Below are 15,310 nucleotides of genomic sequence, written 5' to 3'. Positions count from 1 at the left end.
GAAACGTGGCCCTTACCCATATTCTCTACTCCCCCGAAGAAATCGCCTCTCAGATCGCCGGGAATGCCAAACGTTTGAGACTCAGCAAAAACCTCTCGCGCAGGACTCTCGCGCAAAAGTCCGGTGTGCCGGAGTCGAACATCAAGCGTTTTGAAACCACAGGCAAGATTTCGCTCGATGGGTTGTTGCTTATCGCGATTTGCCTGGGCGCTGAGGAGCCGCTGACAAATTTGTTTGCCTCAACCCCGTCACTAACGCTCCAGGAACTGAAAAACTACGAAAGGGCTCGTGGCCGACAATGAAATCCGTCAAAGCGCTCAGCGTCATGCTTCAGGAGTCGAGAGTCGGCGAGTTGGTCGCGATTCCTCGCCAAGGCCTTTTTTTCTCCTACGACCCGGGTTGGTTGGCGAAAGGCTTCAACCTGGCCCCGTTTCATATGGATTTTTCGATCAGCCCGCAGAAAGCCGCTGATGTCGCGTTGTTTGACGGCTTGCACGGTGCTTTCAGCGACTCTTTGCCGGATGGCTGGGGCTTGCTGTTGATGGATCGGTTCTTTCGCAGTCAGTTGGGCGTTGAGCGCCACGCAATTGGCCCGCTGGATCGTCTTGCGTATATGGGCAATCGAAGTATGGGAGCGCTTGAGTATGTTCCGATGTTCGAAACCGTTGACGCAGATGACGAGCTTGATCTGGCGGCGCTCTATGAAGCCTCACAAATCATTCTTTCCGGCAGCCCCGACGAAGTCATCACGTCGTTGCGACTCGCAGGTGGCTCCCCCGGTGGTGCCCGCCCCAAGGCGGTTATTGGTCTTTCGCCAGACCTGCGCCGCGCCGTTTCGTCATTCGGTCAGATGCCTAAGGGTTATGAGCATTGGCTGATCAAATTTCGCAGCGAAGAAGAACATCGCGATAGTGGTGCGATCGAGCAGGCGTACGCGTTGATGGCGCGTAGGGCCGGGGTTGAGATGTCCGAGTCGCAACTGTTTCAGGTGGAAACCGCCAAGGGCACAGAGCAATTCTTCGCCACGAAGCGCTTTGATCGAGAGCCCGGTTTCAAACGCCATATGCTCACCGCTGCGGCCATTTTGTACGCCGACTTCCGTGCGCCAAGCCTTGATTACAGTGATTTGCTAAGAGCGACGTGGGCAATGGCCCGGGATGCGACCGAGGTCGAGAAAATGGCTCGGCTGATGGTCTTCAATGCCTTTGCTCACAATCGTGACGACCACGCGAAAAACTTCTCTTTTTTCGGCGGTCCGCAGGGCTGGAAAATGGCCCCCGCTTACGACCTGACGTTTTCCAGCACCGGCGGACGCGGTAACGAGCACACCACGGCATTCGCCGGCAGAGGCAAGCCCTCACGCAAGGCCCTCATTGAGGTGTGCAGACCTTTCAGCTTTCTAGAGCCCGAAAGCTACATTGAGCAGACGCTGGATGCCTTTTCAGAATGGGGCAGCTGTTGCGCTGATCTGGGGGTCGATAAAACGCAGAGCCAGAAGCTGCTGACGGTTCTTGAGTCAGTGTGGCAATCGCTCTAGCACCTCACTCCTGCGAAATCGACTCCAAAAACTCCGACCTTTCATCACTCATCCGCGCCACACAATCATTCTGCGCAATGGTGAACGCCTTGCTACCGCTCGTCGCCGGGAAGGCTTCCACCGCGCAATCCGCATCCCGAGTCTTCAGCCATTGCTGCTGAGCGACCTTGAGCTTTTCGGTGATGTCGCTCAATTGCGCCTTGTTTTTGCCGTAAACCGACTGCAGGCGCTCGTTCAGGCCTTGAAAGTTGTCTTTGAGCAATTGTTCAGCAGTGGTTCTGCTGTAGGCCGAGCATTCCAGGGTCTGGACGTCGTTTTCGACCGCATCGCAGGGGTTGTTGTCGGACTCTTCAGCCGCCTGTACGCCGGTCGCTATCAGTGCCAAAGCCAGGAAGATCGATTTCATTGCGCCGCCCTAAATCCAGTAAGCATCCAGTAATGCGCCGAATTCTGGCCCAAGCGGGCGACGTTGAACAGCTAGCAGAAGAGGCACGGCGACGACCCTTTGTCGCAGATTGACGCTTTCGGCAAACCCCCTGTCGTTTTTGCACCCGGCTGCCCCGGTGCTCAGGCATATGCTGGCCCCAAAGCGCCGGCACACGATTCGGCGCATGAATCGCTAATAGGGGACTGCCTGATGAGCCCAGCCGAATTGCACGCCGACAGCATCGTTATCGACGGGCTGATTATCGCCAAGTGGAACCGCGACCTGTTCGAAGACATGCGCAAGGGCGGTCTGACCGCAGCCAACTGCACAGTGTCGGTGTGGGAAGGCTTCCAGGCCACGATCAACAACATCGCCGCGAGCCAGAAGCTGATCCGCGAGAACAGCGACCTGGTGATCCCGGTGAAAACCACCGCTGACATCCGCAAAGCCAAAGAGCAGGGCAAGACCGGGATCATCTTCGGTTTCCAGAACGCCCATGCCTTTGAAGATCAGCTCGGCTATGTCGAGATCTTCAAGCAGCTCGGCGTTGGCGTGGTGCAGATGTGCTACAACACCCAGAACCTCGTCGGCACCGGTTGCTACGAGCGTGATGGCGGCCTGTCGGGTTTCGGTCGCGAAATCGTTGCCGAGATGAACCGCGTCGGCATCATGTGCGACCTGTCCCACGTGGGTTCCAAGACGTCCGAAGAAGTCATCCTCGAATCCAAGAAGCCCGTCTGCTACTCCCACTGTCTGCCGTCGGGTCTCAAAGAACACCCGCGCAACAAGTCCGATGAAGAACTGAAGTTCATTGCCGACCACGGCGGTTTCGTCGGCGTGACCATGTTCGCGCCGTTCCTGGCCAAGGGCATCGATTCGACCATCGACGATTACGCCGAAGCCATCGAATACACCATGAACATCGTCGGCGAAGACGCCATCGGCATCGGCACCGATTTCACCCAGGGTCACGGTCAGGATTTCTTTGAAATGCTGACCCACGACAAGGGCTACGCCCGCCGTCTGACCAGCTTCGGCAAGATCATCAACCCGCTGGGCATCCGCACCGTTGGCGAGTTCCCGAACCTGACCGAAACCCTGCTCAAGCGCGGTCACTCCGAGCGAGTCGTGCGCAAGATCATGGGCGAGAACTGGGTCAACGTCCTCAAGGACGTCTGGGGCGAGTAAGCCACCGCATTCCGAATCCTTTCCCCCGGCCGTCCGCGCCGGGGGCAACACCCCAATTTTTCTGGAGTTAAGTTTCCATGGCCAAAATCGCCCCGCAATTGCCAATCGAAGTCGACAGCGAAACCGGTGTCTGGACCTCCGACGCCCTGCCAATGCTGTACGTGCCACGTCACTTCTTCGTGAATAACCACATGGGCATCGAGGAAGTACTGGGCGCCGACGCCTACGCCGAAATCCTCTACAAGGCCGGCTACAAATCCGCCTGGCACTGGTGTGAAAAAGAAGCCGAATGCCACGGCCTGGAAGGCGTCGCGGTGTTCGAGCACTACATGAAGCGCCTGTCGCAGCGCGGCTGGGGCCTGTTCAAGATCCAGGACATCGACCTCGACAAAGGCACCGCCAGCGTCAAGCTCGAACACTCGGCGTTCGTCTACGTGTACGGCAAGGTCGGGCGCAAGGTCGACTACATGTTCACCGGTTGGTTTGCCGGTGCCATGGACCAGATTCTTGAGGCTCGCGGCAGCAAGATCCGCACCGTTGCCGAGCAAGTCTACGGTGGCTCCGAAGAAGGCCACGACGACGGTTTGTTCACCGTCAAGCCGTTGTAAGTCGAGGACCCCGCCATGGCTTTCGAAGCAATGTTCCAGCCGATCCAGATCGGCAAACTGACCATCCGTAACCGCGTGCTCAGCACCGCGCACGCCGAGGTTTATGCCACCGACGGCGGCATGACCACCGACCGGTACGTCAAGTATTACGAAGAGAAAGCCAAGGGCGGGATCGGCCTGGCGATTTGCGGTGGTTCCTCCAGCGTGGCCATCGACAGCCCGCAAGGCTGGTGGAAATCGGTCAACCTGGCCGACGACCGGATCATTCCGCACTTCCAGAACCTGGCCGATGCCATGCACAAGCATGGCGCCAAGATCATGATCCAGATTACCCACATGGGCCGTCGCTCCCGTTGGGACGGCGAGCACTGGCCAACCCTGCTGTCGCCGTCGGGCATCCGTGAACCGGTGCACCGTGCGACCTGCAAAACCATCGAGCCGGAAGAAATCTGGCGGGTGATCGGCAACTACGCCAGCGCTGCGGCGCGGGCCAAGGCCGGTGGCCTCGATGGCGTCGAACTGTCGGCGGTGCACCAGCACATGATCGACCAGTTCTGGAGCCCTCGGGTCAACAAACGCACCGACGAATGGGGCGGCAGTTTCGAGAACCGCATGCGTTTCGGCCTGGAAGTGTTGAAGGCTGTGCGCAAGGAAGTCGGCGACGATTTCTGCGTCGGCATCCGTCTGTGCGGTGACGAGTTCCACCCGGACGGCTTGTCCCACGAAGACATGAAGCAGATCGCCAAGTACTACGACGACACCGGCATGATCGACTTTATCGGCGTGGTCGGCTCGGGTTGCGACACCCACAACACCCTGGCCAACGTTATTCCGAACATGAGTTATCCACCGGAGCCATTCCTGCATTTGGCTGCCGGTATCAAGGAAGTGGTGAAGGCTCCGGTGCTGCACGCGCAGAACATCAAGGACCCGAACCAGGCCACACGGATTCTGGAAGGTGGCTACGTGGACATGGTCGGCATGACCCGCGCCCACATCGCCGACCCGCACCTGATCGCCAAGATCAAAATGGGCCAGGTGGACCAGATCAAACAATGCGTCGGCGCCAACTACTGCATCGACCGTCAATACCAGGGCCTGGACGTGCTGTGCATCCAGAACGCCGCGACCTCCCGTGAATACATGGGCGTGCCGCACATCATCGAGAAATCGACCGGTGTGAAACGCAAAGTCGTGGTGGTGGGGGCCGGTCCTGCCGGGATGGAAGCGGCTCGCGTCTCCGCCGAACGTGGCCACGACGTGACCCTGTTCGAGAAAAAAGAATTTATCGGCGGGCAGATCACCACCGCCTCGAAAGCCCCGCAACGGGACCAGATCGCCGGGATCACTCGCTGGTTCCAACTGGAGTTGGCCCGTCTGAAAGTCGATCTGCGCCTGGGCGTGGCGGCTGATGCAGCGACCATTCTCGACCTGCGTCCGGATGTCGTGGTGCTCGCCGTTGGCGGTCATCCGTTCCTGGAGCAGAACGAACACTGGGGCGCGGCGGAAGGCCTGGTGGTCAGCAGCTGGGACATCCTTGACGGCAAGGTTGCGCCGGGCAAGAACGTGTTGGTCTACGACACCATTTGCGAGTTCACCGGGATGTCCACCGCGGACTTTCTCGCCGACAAGGGCAGCCAGGTCGAGATCGTCACCGACGACATCAAGCCGGGCGTGGCGATTGGCGGTACGTCGTTCCCGACCTACTACCGCAGCATGTACCCGAAAGAAGTGATCATGACCGGCGACATGATGCTGGAGAAGGTCTACCGCGAAGGCGACAAGTTGGTGGCGGTGCTGGAAAACGAATACACCGGCGCCAAAGAGGAGCGGGTGGTGGACCAGGTCGTCGTCGAAAACGGCGTGCGTCCGGACGAAGAAATCTATTACGCGCTGAAGGAAGCGTCGCGCAACAAAGGCCAGATGGACATCGAAGCCCTGTTCGCGATCAAGCCGCAGCCATCGTTGAGCCAAACCGGTGACGGCTACTTGCTGTTCCGCATCGGCGACTGCGTGGCCCAGCGCAATACCCACGCGGCGATCTACGACGCCCTGCGGTTGTGCAAGGATTTCTAAGCCAGGCTAAACCCCCTGTGTAGGAGCTGCCGCAGGCTGCGATCTTTTGACTTTGTTTTTTAAGGTCCAGATCAAAAGATCGCAGCCTGCGGCAGCTCCTACATCGACCGCGTTTCTCCAAGATGTACTGGTGGGAGCTTCACCATGTTGAACACCCTTCTTCCAATCCTGCTGTTCGCTGCCCTGGGCCTGGGTGTCCTGGGCGCGTTGCGGCGGGTGGCTATGTGGCGCCGGGGCCGGGCTTCGAAAGTCGACCTGATCGGTGGCCTGCTGGCCATGCCCAAGCGCTACATGGTCGACTTGCACCACGTCGTCGCGCGGGACAAATACATCGCCAACACCCACGTGGCCACGGCCGGTGGTGCGGTTGCGTCCATCGTGCTGGCGATTCTGGTCCACGGTTTCGGCCTGCATAACCGCTTCCTCGGCTACGCACTGTTGCTGATGACCGCCGTGATGTTTGTCGGCGCGATCTTCGTCTATCTGCGTCGGCGCAACCCGCCAGCGCGGTTGTCCAAAGGCCCTTGGATGCGCCTGCCGAAGAGCTTGCTGGCATTTTCCGCGTCGTTCTTCCTCGTGACTCTGCCGGTCGCCGGCATCCTCCCGGAAAACTTCGGCGGTTGGCTGCTGGCGGCGATTCTTGGCGTTGGTGTGTTGTGGGGCGTCAGCGAATTATTCTTCGGCATGACCTGGGGCGGGCCGATGAAGCACGCCTTTGCCGGTGCGCTACACCTGGCGTGGCACCGTCGCGCCGAACGTTTTAACGGCGGCCGTTCCACCGGTTTGAAACCGCTGGATCTCAACGACCCGACCGCGCCGCTGGGGGTGGAAAAACCCAAGGATTTCACCTGGAACCAATTGCTCGGCTTCGACGCCTGCGTGCAGTGCGGTAAATGCGAAGCGGCGTGCCCGGCGTTCGCCGCCGGCCAACCGCTGAACCCGAAAAAACTGATTCAGGACATGGTGGTCGGCCTGGCTGGCGGCACCGACGCCAAGTTCGCCGGCAGTCCGTATCCCGGCAAGGCCATCGGTGAACACGCCGGTAATCCGCATCAACCGATCGTCAACGGTCTGGTCGACGCCGAAACCCTCTGGTCCTGCACCACCTGCCGCGCCTGCGTCGAGGAATGCCCGATGATGATCGAGCACGTCGATGCCATCGTCGACATGCGCCGCCATCTGACCCTGGAAAAAGGCGCGACCCCGAACAAAGGCGCCGAAGTCCTGGAAAACCTGATCGCCACCGACAACCCGGGCGGTTTTGCGCCGGGTGGGCGGATGAACTGGGCGGCGGATTTGAACCTGAATCTGATGAGCGAGAAGAAGTCGGTCGACGTGCTGTTCTGGGTTGGCGACGGTGCCTTCGATATGCGCAACCAGCGCACCTTGCGCGCCTTCGTCAAAGTGCTGAAAGCGGCCAAGGTCGACTTCGCGGTGCTCGGTCTCGAAGAGCGCGACAGTGGTGACGTGGCCCGACGCCTGGGCGATGAAGCGACGTTCCAGTTGTTGGCCAAGCGCAACATCCAGACCCTGGCCAAATACAGCTTCAACCGCATCGTCACCTGCGACCCACACAGTTTCCACGTGCTGAAAAACGAGTACGGCGCTTTTGACGGCAACTACCTCGTGCAGCACCACAGCACCTACATGGCGGAAATCATTGGCGCGGGCGCGCTCAATCTCGGCCAGCACAAAGGCAGCAGCGTGACCTATCACGACCCGTGCTACCTCGGCCGCTACAACGGCGAATACGAAGCACCCCGTGAAGTGCTGCGCGCCCTCGGGATCGAAGTGAAGGAAATGCAACGTTCCGGTTTCCGTTCGCGCTGCTGCGGCGGCGGTGGCGGTGCGCCGATCACTGACATTCCGGGCAAGCAACGTATCCCCGACATGCGCATGGACGACATCCGCGAAACCGGCGCCGAACTGGTGGCCGTGGGCTGCCCGCAATGCACCGCGATGCTCGAAGGCGTGGTCGAACCCCGTCCGCTGATCAAGGACATCGCCGAACTGGTGGCCGACGCATTGCTCGAAGACGCTGCACCGAGCAAGCCGACCACCCCGGCCAAACGTGAACCTGCGGAGGCCCACTGATGAGCGACATTATCCGCCGCGACCCCCGCGCCGAATGGATTGCGCGTAACCGGCTGCACCCGCTACACGCGGCGATGCAACCGGCGCAACACAGCTGGATGGGGCCGAACGGCGTCATCCGCAAAAACTTGCATGGCATCGGTTTTATCGGCCCCAACGGCATCAAACGCATCGACCGCAGTGGCGCCCAGCAGGGCGGGGCGACCAAACGCTCGGCCGCCGTTGAGGTGCAATTGCCGCTGCATCAAGTGCCGGCACCGGCGTTTTACATCAGCGTGGTGCCGGACATGGTCGGTGGCCGCTTGAGCAGCCACGACCGCGACTTGCTCGGTCTCGCTCATCAACTGGCCGGCAAGGACGGTGCGGTATTGGCCGTGGTCTTTGGCGAACACAAGGAAAGCGCTTTCGCCACCGCCGGCGTCGATCGCCTGCTGGTGCTCGATGGCGATCAATTCAGCGGTTATGCACCGGAACAACGGGTCCAGGGCCTGCGGGCTGTGGATAACCAGTTCAACCCGCGTCACTGGTTGCTGCCGGACAGCCGCAGCGGCGGTGGCGAACTGGGTCGGCGCTTTGCCGCCGCCCTGGGCGAACGCCCGGCCACGCGGGTCTGGCAGGTCAAGGATCAGGAGTGCATCGGCCGCGCCGGTGCTGGCCTGCAGGACCTGGCGCGCCCGGTTGCACGTTTGATTCTGGCGGCTGTCGAGTGCGCCGAACCGGTCAGCGAAACCCGTCACGAGGCCTTGCCCGTGGAGTTATCCACAGCCGTGGTGCGCAGCTTGTCGCGTATCGAGGATTTGGGCGCGGTGGCGGTGGACCCGGCGGCGATTCCAATGGCCGAAGCCGAGTTCATTTTCTCCGGCGGCAACGGGGTCAAGGACTGGGGACTTTTCCACAGGACCGCCGAAGTGCTGGGCGCGACCGAAGGTGCGTCCCGGGTGGCGGTGGACGATGGGTTCATGGCCCGCGACCGTCAGGTCGGCGCGTCCGGCACCTGGGTCACCGCACGGGTCTACGTGGCCGTGGGGATTTCCGGGGCGATCCAGCACCTGCAAGGCATCGGTGCCTGCGACAAGGTGGTGGCGATCAACCTCGACCCTGGCTGCGACATGATCAAACGGGCCGACCTGTCGGTGATCGGCGAGAGTGCCGAGATTCTTCAAGCCTTGATCGATGCGATGGCGGCTTATCGCAACGACGCCAAGCGCGATGCGGCTTAAGGGAAGGAAAAGGTCATGAGTACGAACGTCATCAGCCTGGTGTCCATCGGCGCCCACCCGACCTCCGGCCGGCCACGCCGCGCCGAACAGGACGCGCGCGCCGTGGAACTGGGTCTGCAACTGGCTGGGGATAACCTGCAAGTGCTGCATGCCGGCGACGTCGCGGAACCGGCGTTGCGTGCCTACCTGGGCATGGGCCTGGAACAACTGCATGTGCTGGAACAACCGGAAGGCGCCGATGCACTGCCGGCGTTGACCGCTTACTTGCGTGATGCCGGCGCCCAAGTCGTGCTGACCGGCAGTCAGGCGGAAACCGGTGAAGGCTCGGGCATGTTGCCGTTCCTGTTGGCGGAAAGCCTCGGCTGGCCGCTGGTGGTGGGGCTGGCGCAGGTCGAATCCATCGACGGCAACTCGGCCCTGGTGCTGCAAGCCTTGCCGCGTGGCCAGCGTCGTCGCTTGAAAGTGCGGTTGCCGTTTCTGGCGACTGTGGATAACGCCGCGCCGAAGCCTCGGCAAAGCGCCTACGGTCCGGCCCGACGCGGGGTGTTGCAGGCGGATGAAGTCGAAGTGATCGACGATGAACTGCTGGCGGTCGCCACCCTGCAACCAGCCAAGCCCCGACCAAAACGCCTGAAAGTGATCAAAGCCAAAAGCGGTGCCGACCGCATGAAAGCCGCGACGGCCAAGGCCAGCGGTGGCGGTGGGCAGGTGCTCAAAGGTGTGACGGCACAAGCCGGGGCGGAAGCCATCCTCAAGTTGTTGATCGAAGAAGGCGTCGTCCGCTAACGCTTTTTGTAGGAGCTGCCGAAGGCTGCGATCTTTGATTTTTAAGGTCCAGATCAAAAGATCGCAGCCTTCGGCAGCTCCTACATTTGGGCCGGATCGTCTGGCAGGCTGTCTTCGCGCACAGGCTCGCTCTCACAAGGGAATACCAATGTCTGTTGAATTTCGTTCGGCCCAGCGCTCGGATGCGCGGGAGATTGCTCGCTTGTTTCAGATTTCATCGGAAGGCGCTTCGGATTACATCTGGAGCCAACTGGCGCAACCCGGCCAGGACCTGCTGGACGTCGGCGCCAGTCGCTACGCGCGGGATGACGTCGATTTCTCCTGGCAGAACTGCCTGATCGCCGAGGCAGAAGGGCAGGTCATTGGCATGCTGCACAGCTACGTCATGCGCCACGATCCTGAAGCCGCACCGGTCACCGATCCGGTTCTGGCGCCGTATGCCACGATGGAAATCCCTGACACGCTCTACATTTCCAGCCTGGCGCTGCACGAAGGCTGGCGCAATCAGGGCCTGGGCCAGCAATTCCTCGCCTACGCCTATGATCGCGCCAATCAGTTGGGGCTCAACGGCTTGAGCCTGATCGACTACGCGGCGAATACCGGTGCCTGTCGGTTTTATCAACGGCATGGCTTTCGTATCGTCGACACCTGCCAGATCACACCGCATCCGATGATTCGGGTCACCGGCGAGGCCTATTTGATGTACCGCCCTTAAAGAATTAGCCCAATCCCCCTGTGGGAGCGGGCTTGCTCGCGAAGAGGCCATTACATCCACCATCAATGTCGTCTGACACACCGCTTTCGCGAGCAAGCCCGCTCCCACATTGTTCCGATGTAGATCACAGATTGGGTAGCCACCAACAATCTCCAAGGATTTGTGTATTTACCCACAATCCCTGTTAGCGCTTCTGTGGATAACATGTTCGCCCCTTGCTACACCCCACGCCAATCAAGCCCTGCAACCCGTCGTACAAAAAACAACCAGCCTAACTCACGGTTTTTTCGAGCTTTTTCCCCGGGATAACTTTGCTCGACAGCCAATACTTGCCCCCAATCTCTGTTGGCGCTTCTGTGGATAAGATGTTCGCTGTCCGCTACAGCCCATACAAACCGGGCTTATCAGGCTGCTGATCAAAAAACAATCAAATCACCGTTTTAAGCCGACAATCTTCCCTGAAACCCCGATTTATCAAGCGTTGCGCAGGTTTTCCACAGATTGGCCAAAGTTGTACCCAAAGTCTGTTGGCGCTTCTGTGGATAAGGTGTTCGCCATCCTCTACAGGCCATACAAACCGTGCCCTGCAAGCTTTAGATCAAAAAACAACCAATCACCTCCCAGAACCCTGCTTCTGGATAAGTCACGGTTTTTCTTCACTATTTATCGAGAGTTTTCCTGGCAATCCCCGACTTGTCCCCATTTGCTGTGGGTGGAGGTGTGGATAACTTGTTTGCTAAACCCTGCAAGCCACGCCGGACATAGTCCCGAATGCGATAGATCAGATTTCGTACAGTTCTAAGGCACTTCCTTGACTTCAATCTGTCGCCTGTCTTCACTAAGCAGTTAACAAGGACAACGTCACTTATCCACATCTGGTTCAGGGAGAACGCGTGATGGATAGCCAGCCACATCGCTCGCACTCCATTCCCTGCACGACCTGTATCCCGGCCCCGGCGACTTCGTTGCGCAAACGCATTCATCGTCGCGCCGCCAATCAGCGCGCTCGTCTATAGCGCCTGACCCTTTCCAAAGCACCGCTGTGCTGTCACCGGGTTTGCCGGAGGCCAGGTGTCCGTTCGCCCATTGATTGCAGGCAACCGCAGAGTTGCCCCATCAGCCTGAGAGAGGAAAAGACCCATGACACGGATCGCAACGCCCATCAGCGACATCCAGGAACACTACGACGTGATCGTCATCGGCTCCGGCTATGGCGGCGGGATTGCGGCCTCGCGCCTGTCCCGGGCCGGCAAGCGGGTGTGCCTGCTGGAGCGTGGCCGGGAGATGCAGCCCGGTGAGTACCCCAACACCATGATCGCGGCCACCGAGGAATTGCAGGTGCATGACCCGGACGGCCACATCGGCTCGCGCACCGGGTTGTTCGACCTGCACGTCAACGCCCAGCAGAACGTGGTGGTCGGGTGCGGCTTGGGCGGCACGTCGTTGATCAACGCCAACGTCGCCCTGGAACCGGAACCCGGCGTGTTCGACGATCCGCGCTGGCCACTGGCGGTGCGGGAACACCGCGACACCTTGCTCAAGGACGGTTACGCCCGGGCCCGGGAAATGCTCAAGCCCAATCCGTACCCGAGCACCTCGCCGGTATTGCCCAAACTCGAAGCCAACAAGAAGTCGGCGGAGTACCTCAAGCAAGACGCGCACTTCTACCGCCCGCCAATCAACGTGACCTTCGACAAACTGCCGAACAACCTCAACCACGTCGGCGTCGAGCAACTGCCGTGCAACAACTGCGGCGACTGCGTATCGGGCTGTAACAACAAGGCCAAGAACACCACGCTGATGAACTACCTGCCGGACGCCTGGAACCACGGCGCGGAGATTTTCTGCCAGGCCGAAGTGCGATACCTGGAGCGCGACGGCGATGGCTGGATCGTGCACTTCCAGTACCTGGACAGCGGCCGCGAGAAGTTCTCGGCGCCGACGCTGTTCGTTAAGGCCGACATCGTGGTGGTGTCCGCCGGCACCCTGGGCTCCACCGAAATCCTTCTGCGCTCCCGGGACAAAGGCCTGTCGACCTCCAACCAGCTCGGCGAACACATGAGCGGCAACGGCGACATCCTTGGTTTTGGCCACAACTGCGAGCAACCGATCAACGGCATCGGTTTCGGCGCGCACCCGGCCAAGGAGCTGCACCCGGTGGGCCCGTGCATCACCTCGATCATCGACATGCGCACCGAAGGCGACTGGCGCAGCCGCATGGTCATCGAAGAAGGTTCGATCCCCGGCGCCCTCGGCCGGCCGATGGTGCCGAGCATGGCCGGGTTCGCCGAACTGATCGGCAAACCGACTGATGAGAGTTTTACCGGCAAGCTGAAGTACAAGGAGCGCGAAGCCGAAAGCTTCCTGCGCGGCCCGTATTACGGCGCGCTGCACAACATGCAAACGTACCTGATCATGAGCCACGATGACGGCAAGGGCCGGATGCTGCTCGACAGCAAGGATCAGTTGCGCATCGATTGGCCAGGCGTCGGCGAGCAGGAAAACGTCAAACTCGGCAATGAGCGCCTGCACCTGAGCACCAAGGCGCTGGGCGGGATCTGGGTCGAGAATCCGATCTGGACCGAATTGCTCAAGCACAGCATCGTTTCGGTCCACCCGTTGGGCGGTTGCGTGATGGGCGAGGACGCGGGGCAGGGCGTGGTCAACCACAAGGGCCAGGTGTTCAGCGGCGCCACAGGCACTGACGTGTATGCCGGTTTGTACGTGACCGACGGCGCGGTGATCCCGACGTCCCTGGCGGTCAATCCGCTGCTGACCATCTCGGCGGTGAGCGAGCGCAACATGGGGTTGTTGGCGGCGGATCGCGGTTGGAAGATCGATTACACGTTGCCTTCCGCGCCGCGCAAACAGGTGGCGCCGCCGACCCTCGGCGTGCAGTTCACCGAAACCATGAAGGGCTATTTCTCCAAGGATTTCACCCAGCCTCAAGGCACCGACCTCACGTTATATGAAACGGCGGCCACACGCGGCGAAGCGGAAAACTCGCCCATCGAGTTCACGCTGACCATCACCGCCAACGACCTCAACCGCATGATCAAGGAGCCGGAACACGCCGCCACGTTGGTCGGCACCTTGAATGCGCCGGGCCTGTCGCCGCAACCGCTGACCGCCAGCAACGGCGTGTTCAATCTGTTCGAGCAGTACGAGCAACAGGTCGGCGTGCGCCACATGAAGTACGACATGAAACTCACCGCCGAGGACGGTCAGGACTATTTCTTCAGCGCCTTCAAAACCGTGCCCGAGGACAACGGCGTGCTGAACATCTGGCACGACACCAGCACCTTGTACGTCACGCTGTATCATGGGCCGGACAAGACCGGCGCGGTGCTGGGCTGCGGGGTGATGCACATTCACCCGACCGATTTCGCCAAGCAAATGACCACCATGAAAGTGCTCAACGCCCGCAACGAGCGCGAACGCATCGAAGGGCTGGCGCGGTTCGGCAAGTTCTTCGCCGGGATTCTCTGGGAGAGCTACGGCGGCGTGTTTGCCGGTGACATCTACTTCAACCCCGACGCGCCGCCACGGCTGAAACGGCCGCTGGACGCGCCACCGCCGAGCGTGCATTTCTTCCAGACCGAGGACGCAGTCGAACTGCGCCTGACCCGCTATCAGGGCGGCAACAAAGGCCCGGTGATGCTGGTGCATGGGTTGGGCGTGGGCTCGAATATTTTTTCCACCGACACCATCCAGACCAACCTGCTGGAATTTCTGTGCAAGCACGAATACGACGTGTGGCTCCTGGATTTGCGGGTGAGCATTCTGCTGCCGGCGAGCAAGCAGGAATGGAATGGTGACCAGATTGCTCAGTACGACTTCAAGGCTGCGATTGCGCAGATTCAGCAAGCGACCCAGGCGAAAGACGTGCAGTGCGTGGTGCATTGCTACGGCGCGACCACGTTCTTCATGTCGCTGCTGGCGGGGTTGCAAGGGGTGCGCTCGGTGGTCTGTTCGCAGATTGCGGCGGATACCGTGGTGGCCACGGCCACCGGGCTCAAGGCCGGTTTGCACTTGCCGGGCATGCTCGATGCCCTCGGCGTGAAATCCCTCACGGCCTACGCCGACAACAAGGAAAACTGGTTCAACAAACTCTACGACAAAGCCCTCAACGGCTACGCCCGGATCGAGGCCCAGGGCTACTGCACCAATCCGGTGTGCCACCGCATCACCTTCATGTACGCGTCGCTGTACCGCCACGACACCCTCAACGAAACCCTGCACGACAACCTGCACGAACTGTTCGGCGAGTCGAACATGCAGACCTTCGAACACCTGGCGCTGATCGTGCGCAAAGGGCATTTGGTCAACTTCAAGGGTGAGGACGTCTACATGCCGCACTTTGATCGGTTGAGCATGCCGATCTGCTTTATCAGCGGCGCGGACAACCAGTGCTACCTGCCGGAAAGCACGCTCAAGACCTATGAGCGGGTGTGCAAGGTCCACGGGCCGGAACGCTACAGCCGGCAAGTGGTGCCGGGCTACGGCCATATCGACTGCATGTTCGGCAAGGATGCGGTGATCGATGTGTACCCGATCATCCTGCAACACCTGGAGAAAACCGCCCGGAGTTGAAGCAACTTCCCCCCGTAGGAGCTGCCGCAGGCTGCGATCTTTTGACTTTGATTTTTAAAAACAAGA

The 15,310-nt window shown here is 60.4% G+C and carries 11 protein-coding genes; 10 read left to right on the top strand and 1 reads right to left on the bottom strand.

Annotation, left to right across the window (positions count from 1 at the left end; translation table 11 throughout):
* Positions 1-5: 5 nt before the first annotated feature.
* Both V5E99_RS00680 and V5E99_RS00675 read left to right on the top strand, forming a co-directional pair.
* On the top strand, positions 6-302 hold the full coding sequence (locus V5E99_RS00680) for a helix-turn-helix domain-containing protein (protein WP_499800142.1): 297 nt from the start codon (positions 6-8) through the stop codon (positions 300-302).
* Positions 299-1,537, top strand: coding sequence for a type II toxin-antitoxin system HipA family toxin (locus V5E99_RS00675; protein WP_499800140.1), 1,239 nt, complete (start codon positions 299-301; stop codon positions 1,535-1,537). Before V5E99_RS00680 ends, V5E99_RS00675 begins: the two co-directional genes overlap by 4 nt.
* 4 nt (positions 1,538-1,541) lie before the next feature.
* Here V5E99_RS00675 and V5E99_RS00670 read toward each other — a convergent pair whose 3' ends face one another.
* Positions 1,542-1,943 (bottom strand): lysozyme inhibitor LprI family protein, encoded by a 402-nt coding sequence (locus V5E99_RS00670; RefSeq protein WP_499800138.1) that lies wholly within the window; start codon positions 1,941-1,943, stop codon positions 1,542-1,544.
* 231 nt (positions 1,944-2,174) lie between these two features.
* Here V5E99_RS00670 and V5E99_RS00665 point away from each other — a divergent pair, with 231 nt between their 5' ends.
* The 8 genes from V5E99_RS00665 (at position 2,175) to V5E99_RS00630 (ending at position 15,244) form a co-directional block, all read left to right on the top strand.
* Positions 2,175-3,152 (top strand): dipeptidase, encoded by a 978-nt coding sequence (locus V5E99_RS00665; protein WP_499800137.1) that lies wholly within the window; start codon positions 2,175-2,177, stop codon positions 3,150-3,152.
* An 86-nt stretch (positions 3,153-3,238) separates the two neighbouring features.
* On the top strand, positions 3,239-3,760 hold the full coding sequence (locus tag V5E99_RS00660) for a DUF5943 domain-containing protein (RefSeq protein WP_499800533.1): 522 nt from the start codon (positions 3,239-3,241) through the stop codon (positions 3,758-3,760).
* Positions 3,761-3,775: 15 nt separating this feature from the next.
* The gene (gene dgcA / locus V5E99_RS00655; protein WP_499800135.1) at positions 3,776-5,836 is read left to right on the top strand and encodes a dimethylglycine demethylation protein DgcA; all 2,061 of its coding nucleotides are present in this window, start codon (positions 3,776-3,778) and stop codon (positions 5,834-5,836) included.
* 144 nt (positions 5,837-5,980) lie between these two features.
* Complete coding sequence (gene dgcB, locus V5E99_RS00650; protein ID WP_499800134.1) at positions 5,981-7,930, top strand: dimethylglycine demethylation protein DgcB; 1,950 nt, start codon at positions 5,981-5,983, stop codon at positions 7,928-7,930.
* Entirely contained in the window at positions 7,930-9,150 is a 1,221-nt protein-coding gene (gene etfA / locus V5E99_RS00645) for an electron transfer flavoprotein subunit alpha (RefSeq protein ID WP_499800133.1), read from the top strand. Before dgcB ends, etfA begins: the two co-directional genes overlap by 1 nt.
* A 15-nt stretch (positions 9,151-9,165) precedes the next feature.
* Entirely contained in the window at positions 9,166-9,936 is a 771-nt protein-coding gene (gene etfB, locus V5E99_RS00640; protein ID WP_054044216.1) for an electron transfer flavoprotein subunit beta, read from the top strand.
* A gap of 148 nt (positions 9,937-10,084) precedes the next feature.
* Complete coding sequence (locus tag V5E99_RS00635) at positions 10,085-10,651, top strand: GNAT family N-acetyltransferase (RefSeq protein WP_499800132.1); 567 nt, start codon at positions 10,085-10,087, stop codon at positions 10,649-10,651.
* Positions 10,652-11,791: 1,140 nt separating this feature from the next.
* Positions 11,792-15,244, top strand: coding sequence for a GMC oxidoreductase (locus V5E99_RS00630; RefSeq protein WP_499800131.1), 3,453 nt, complete (start codon positions 11,792-11,794; stop codon positions 15,242-15,244).
* Positions 15,245-15,310: the final 66 nt, after the last annotated feature.

The sequence above is a fragment of the Janthinobacterium sp. LPB2021202312-11-4 genome (genome assembly GCF_037049705.1).
GTDB lineage: Bacteria > Pseudomonadota > Gammaproteobacteria > Pseudomonadales > Pseudomonadaceae > Aquipseudomonas.
Note: the sequence above shows the minus strand (reverse complement) of the source record. Positions and strands in the feature narration are given on the sequence as shown.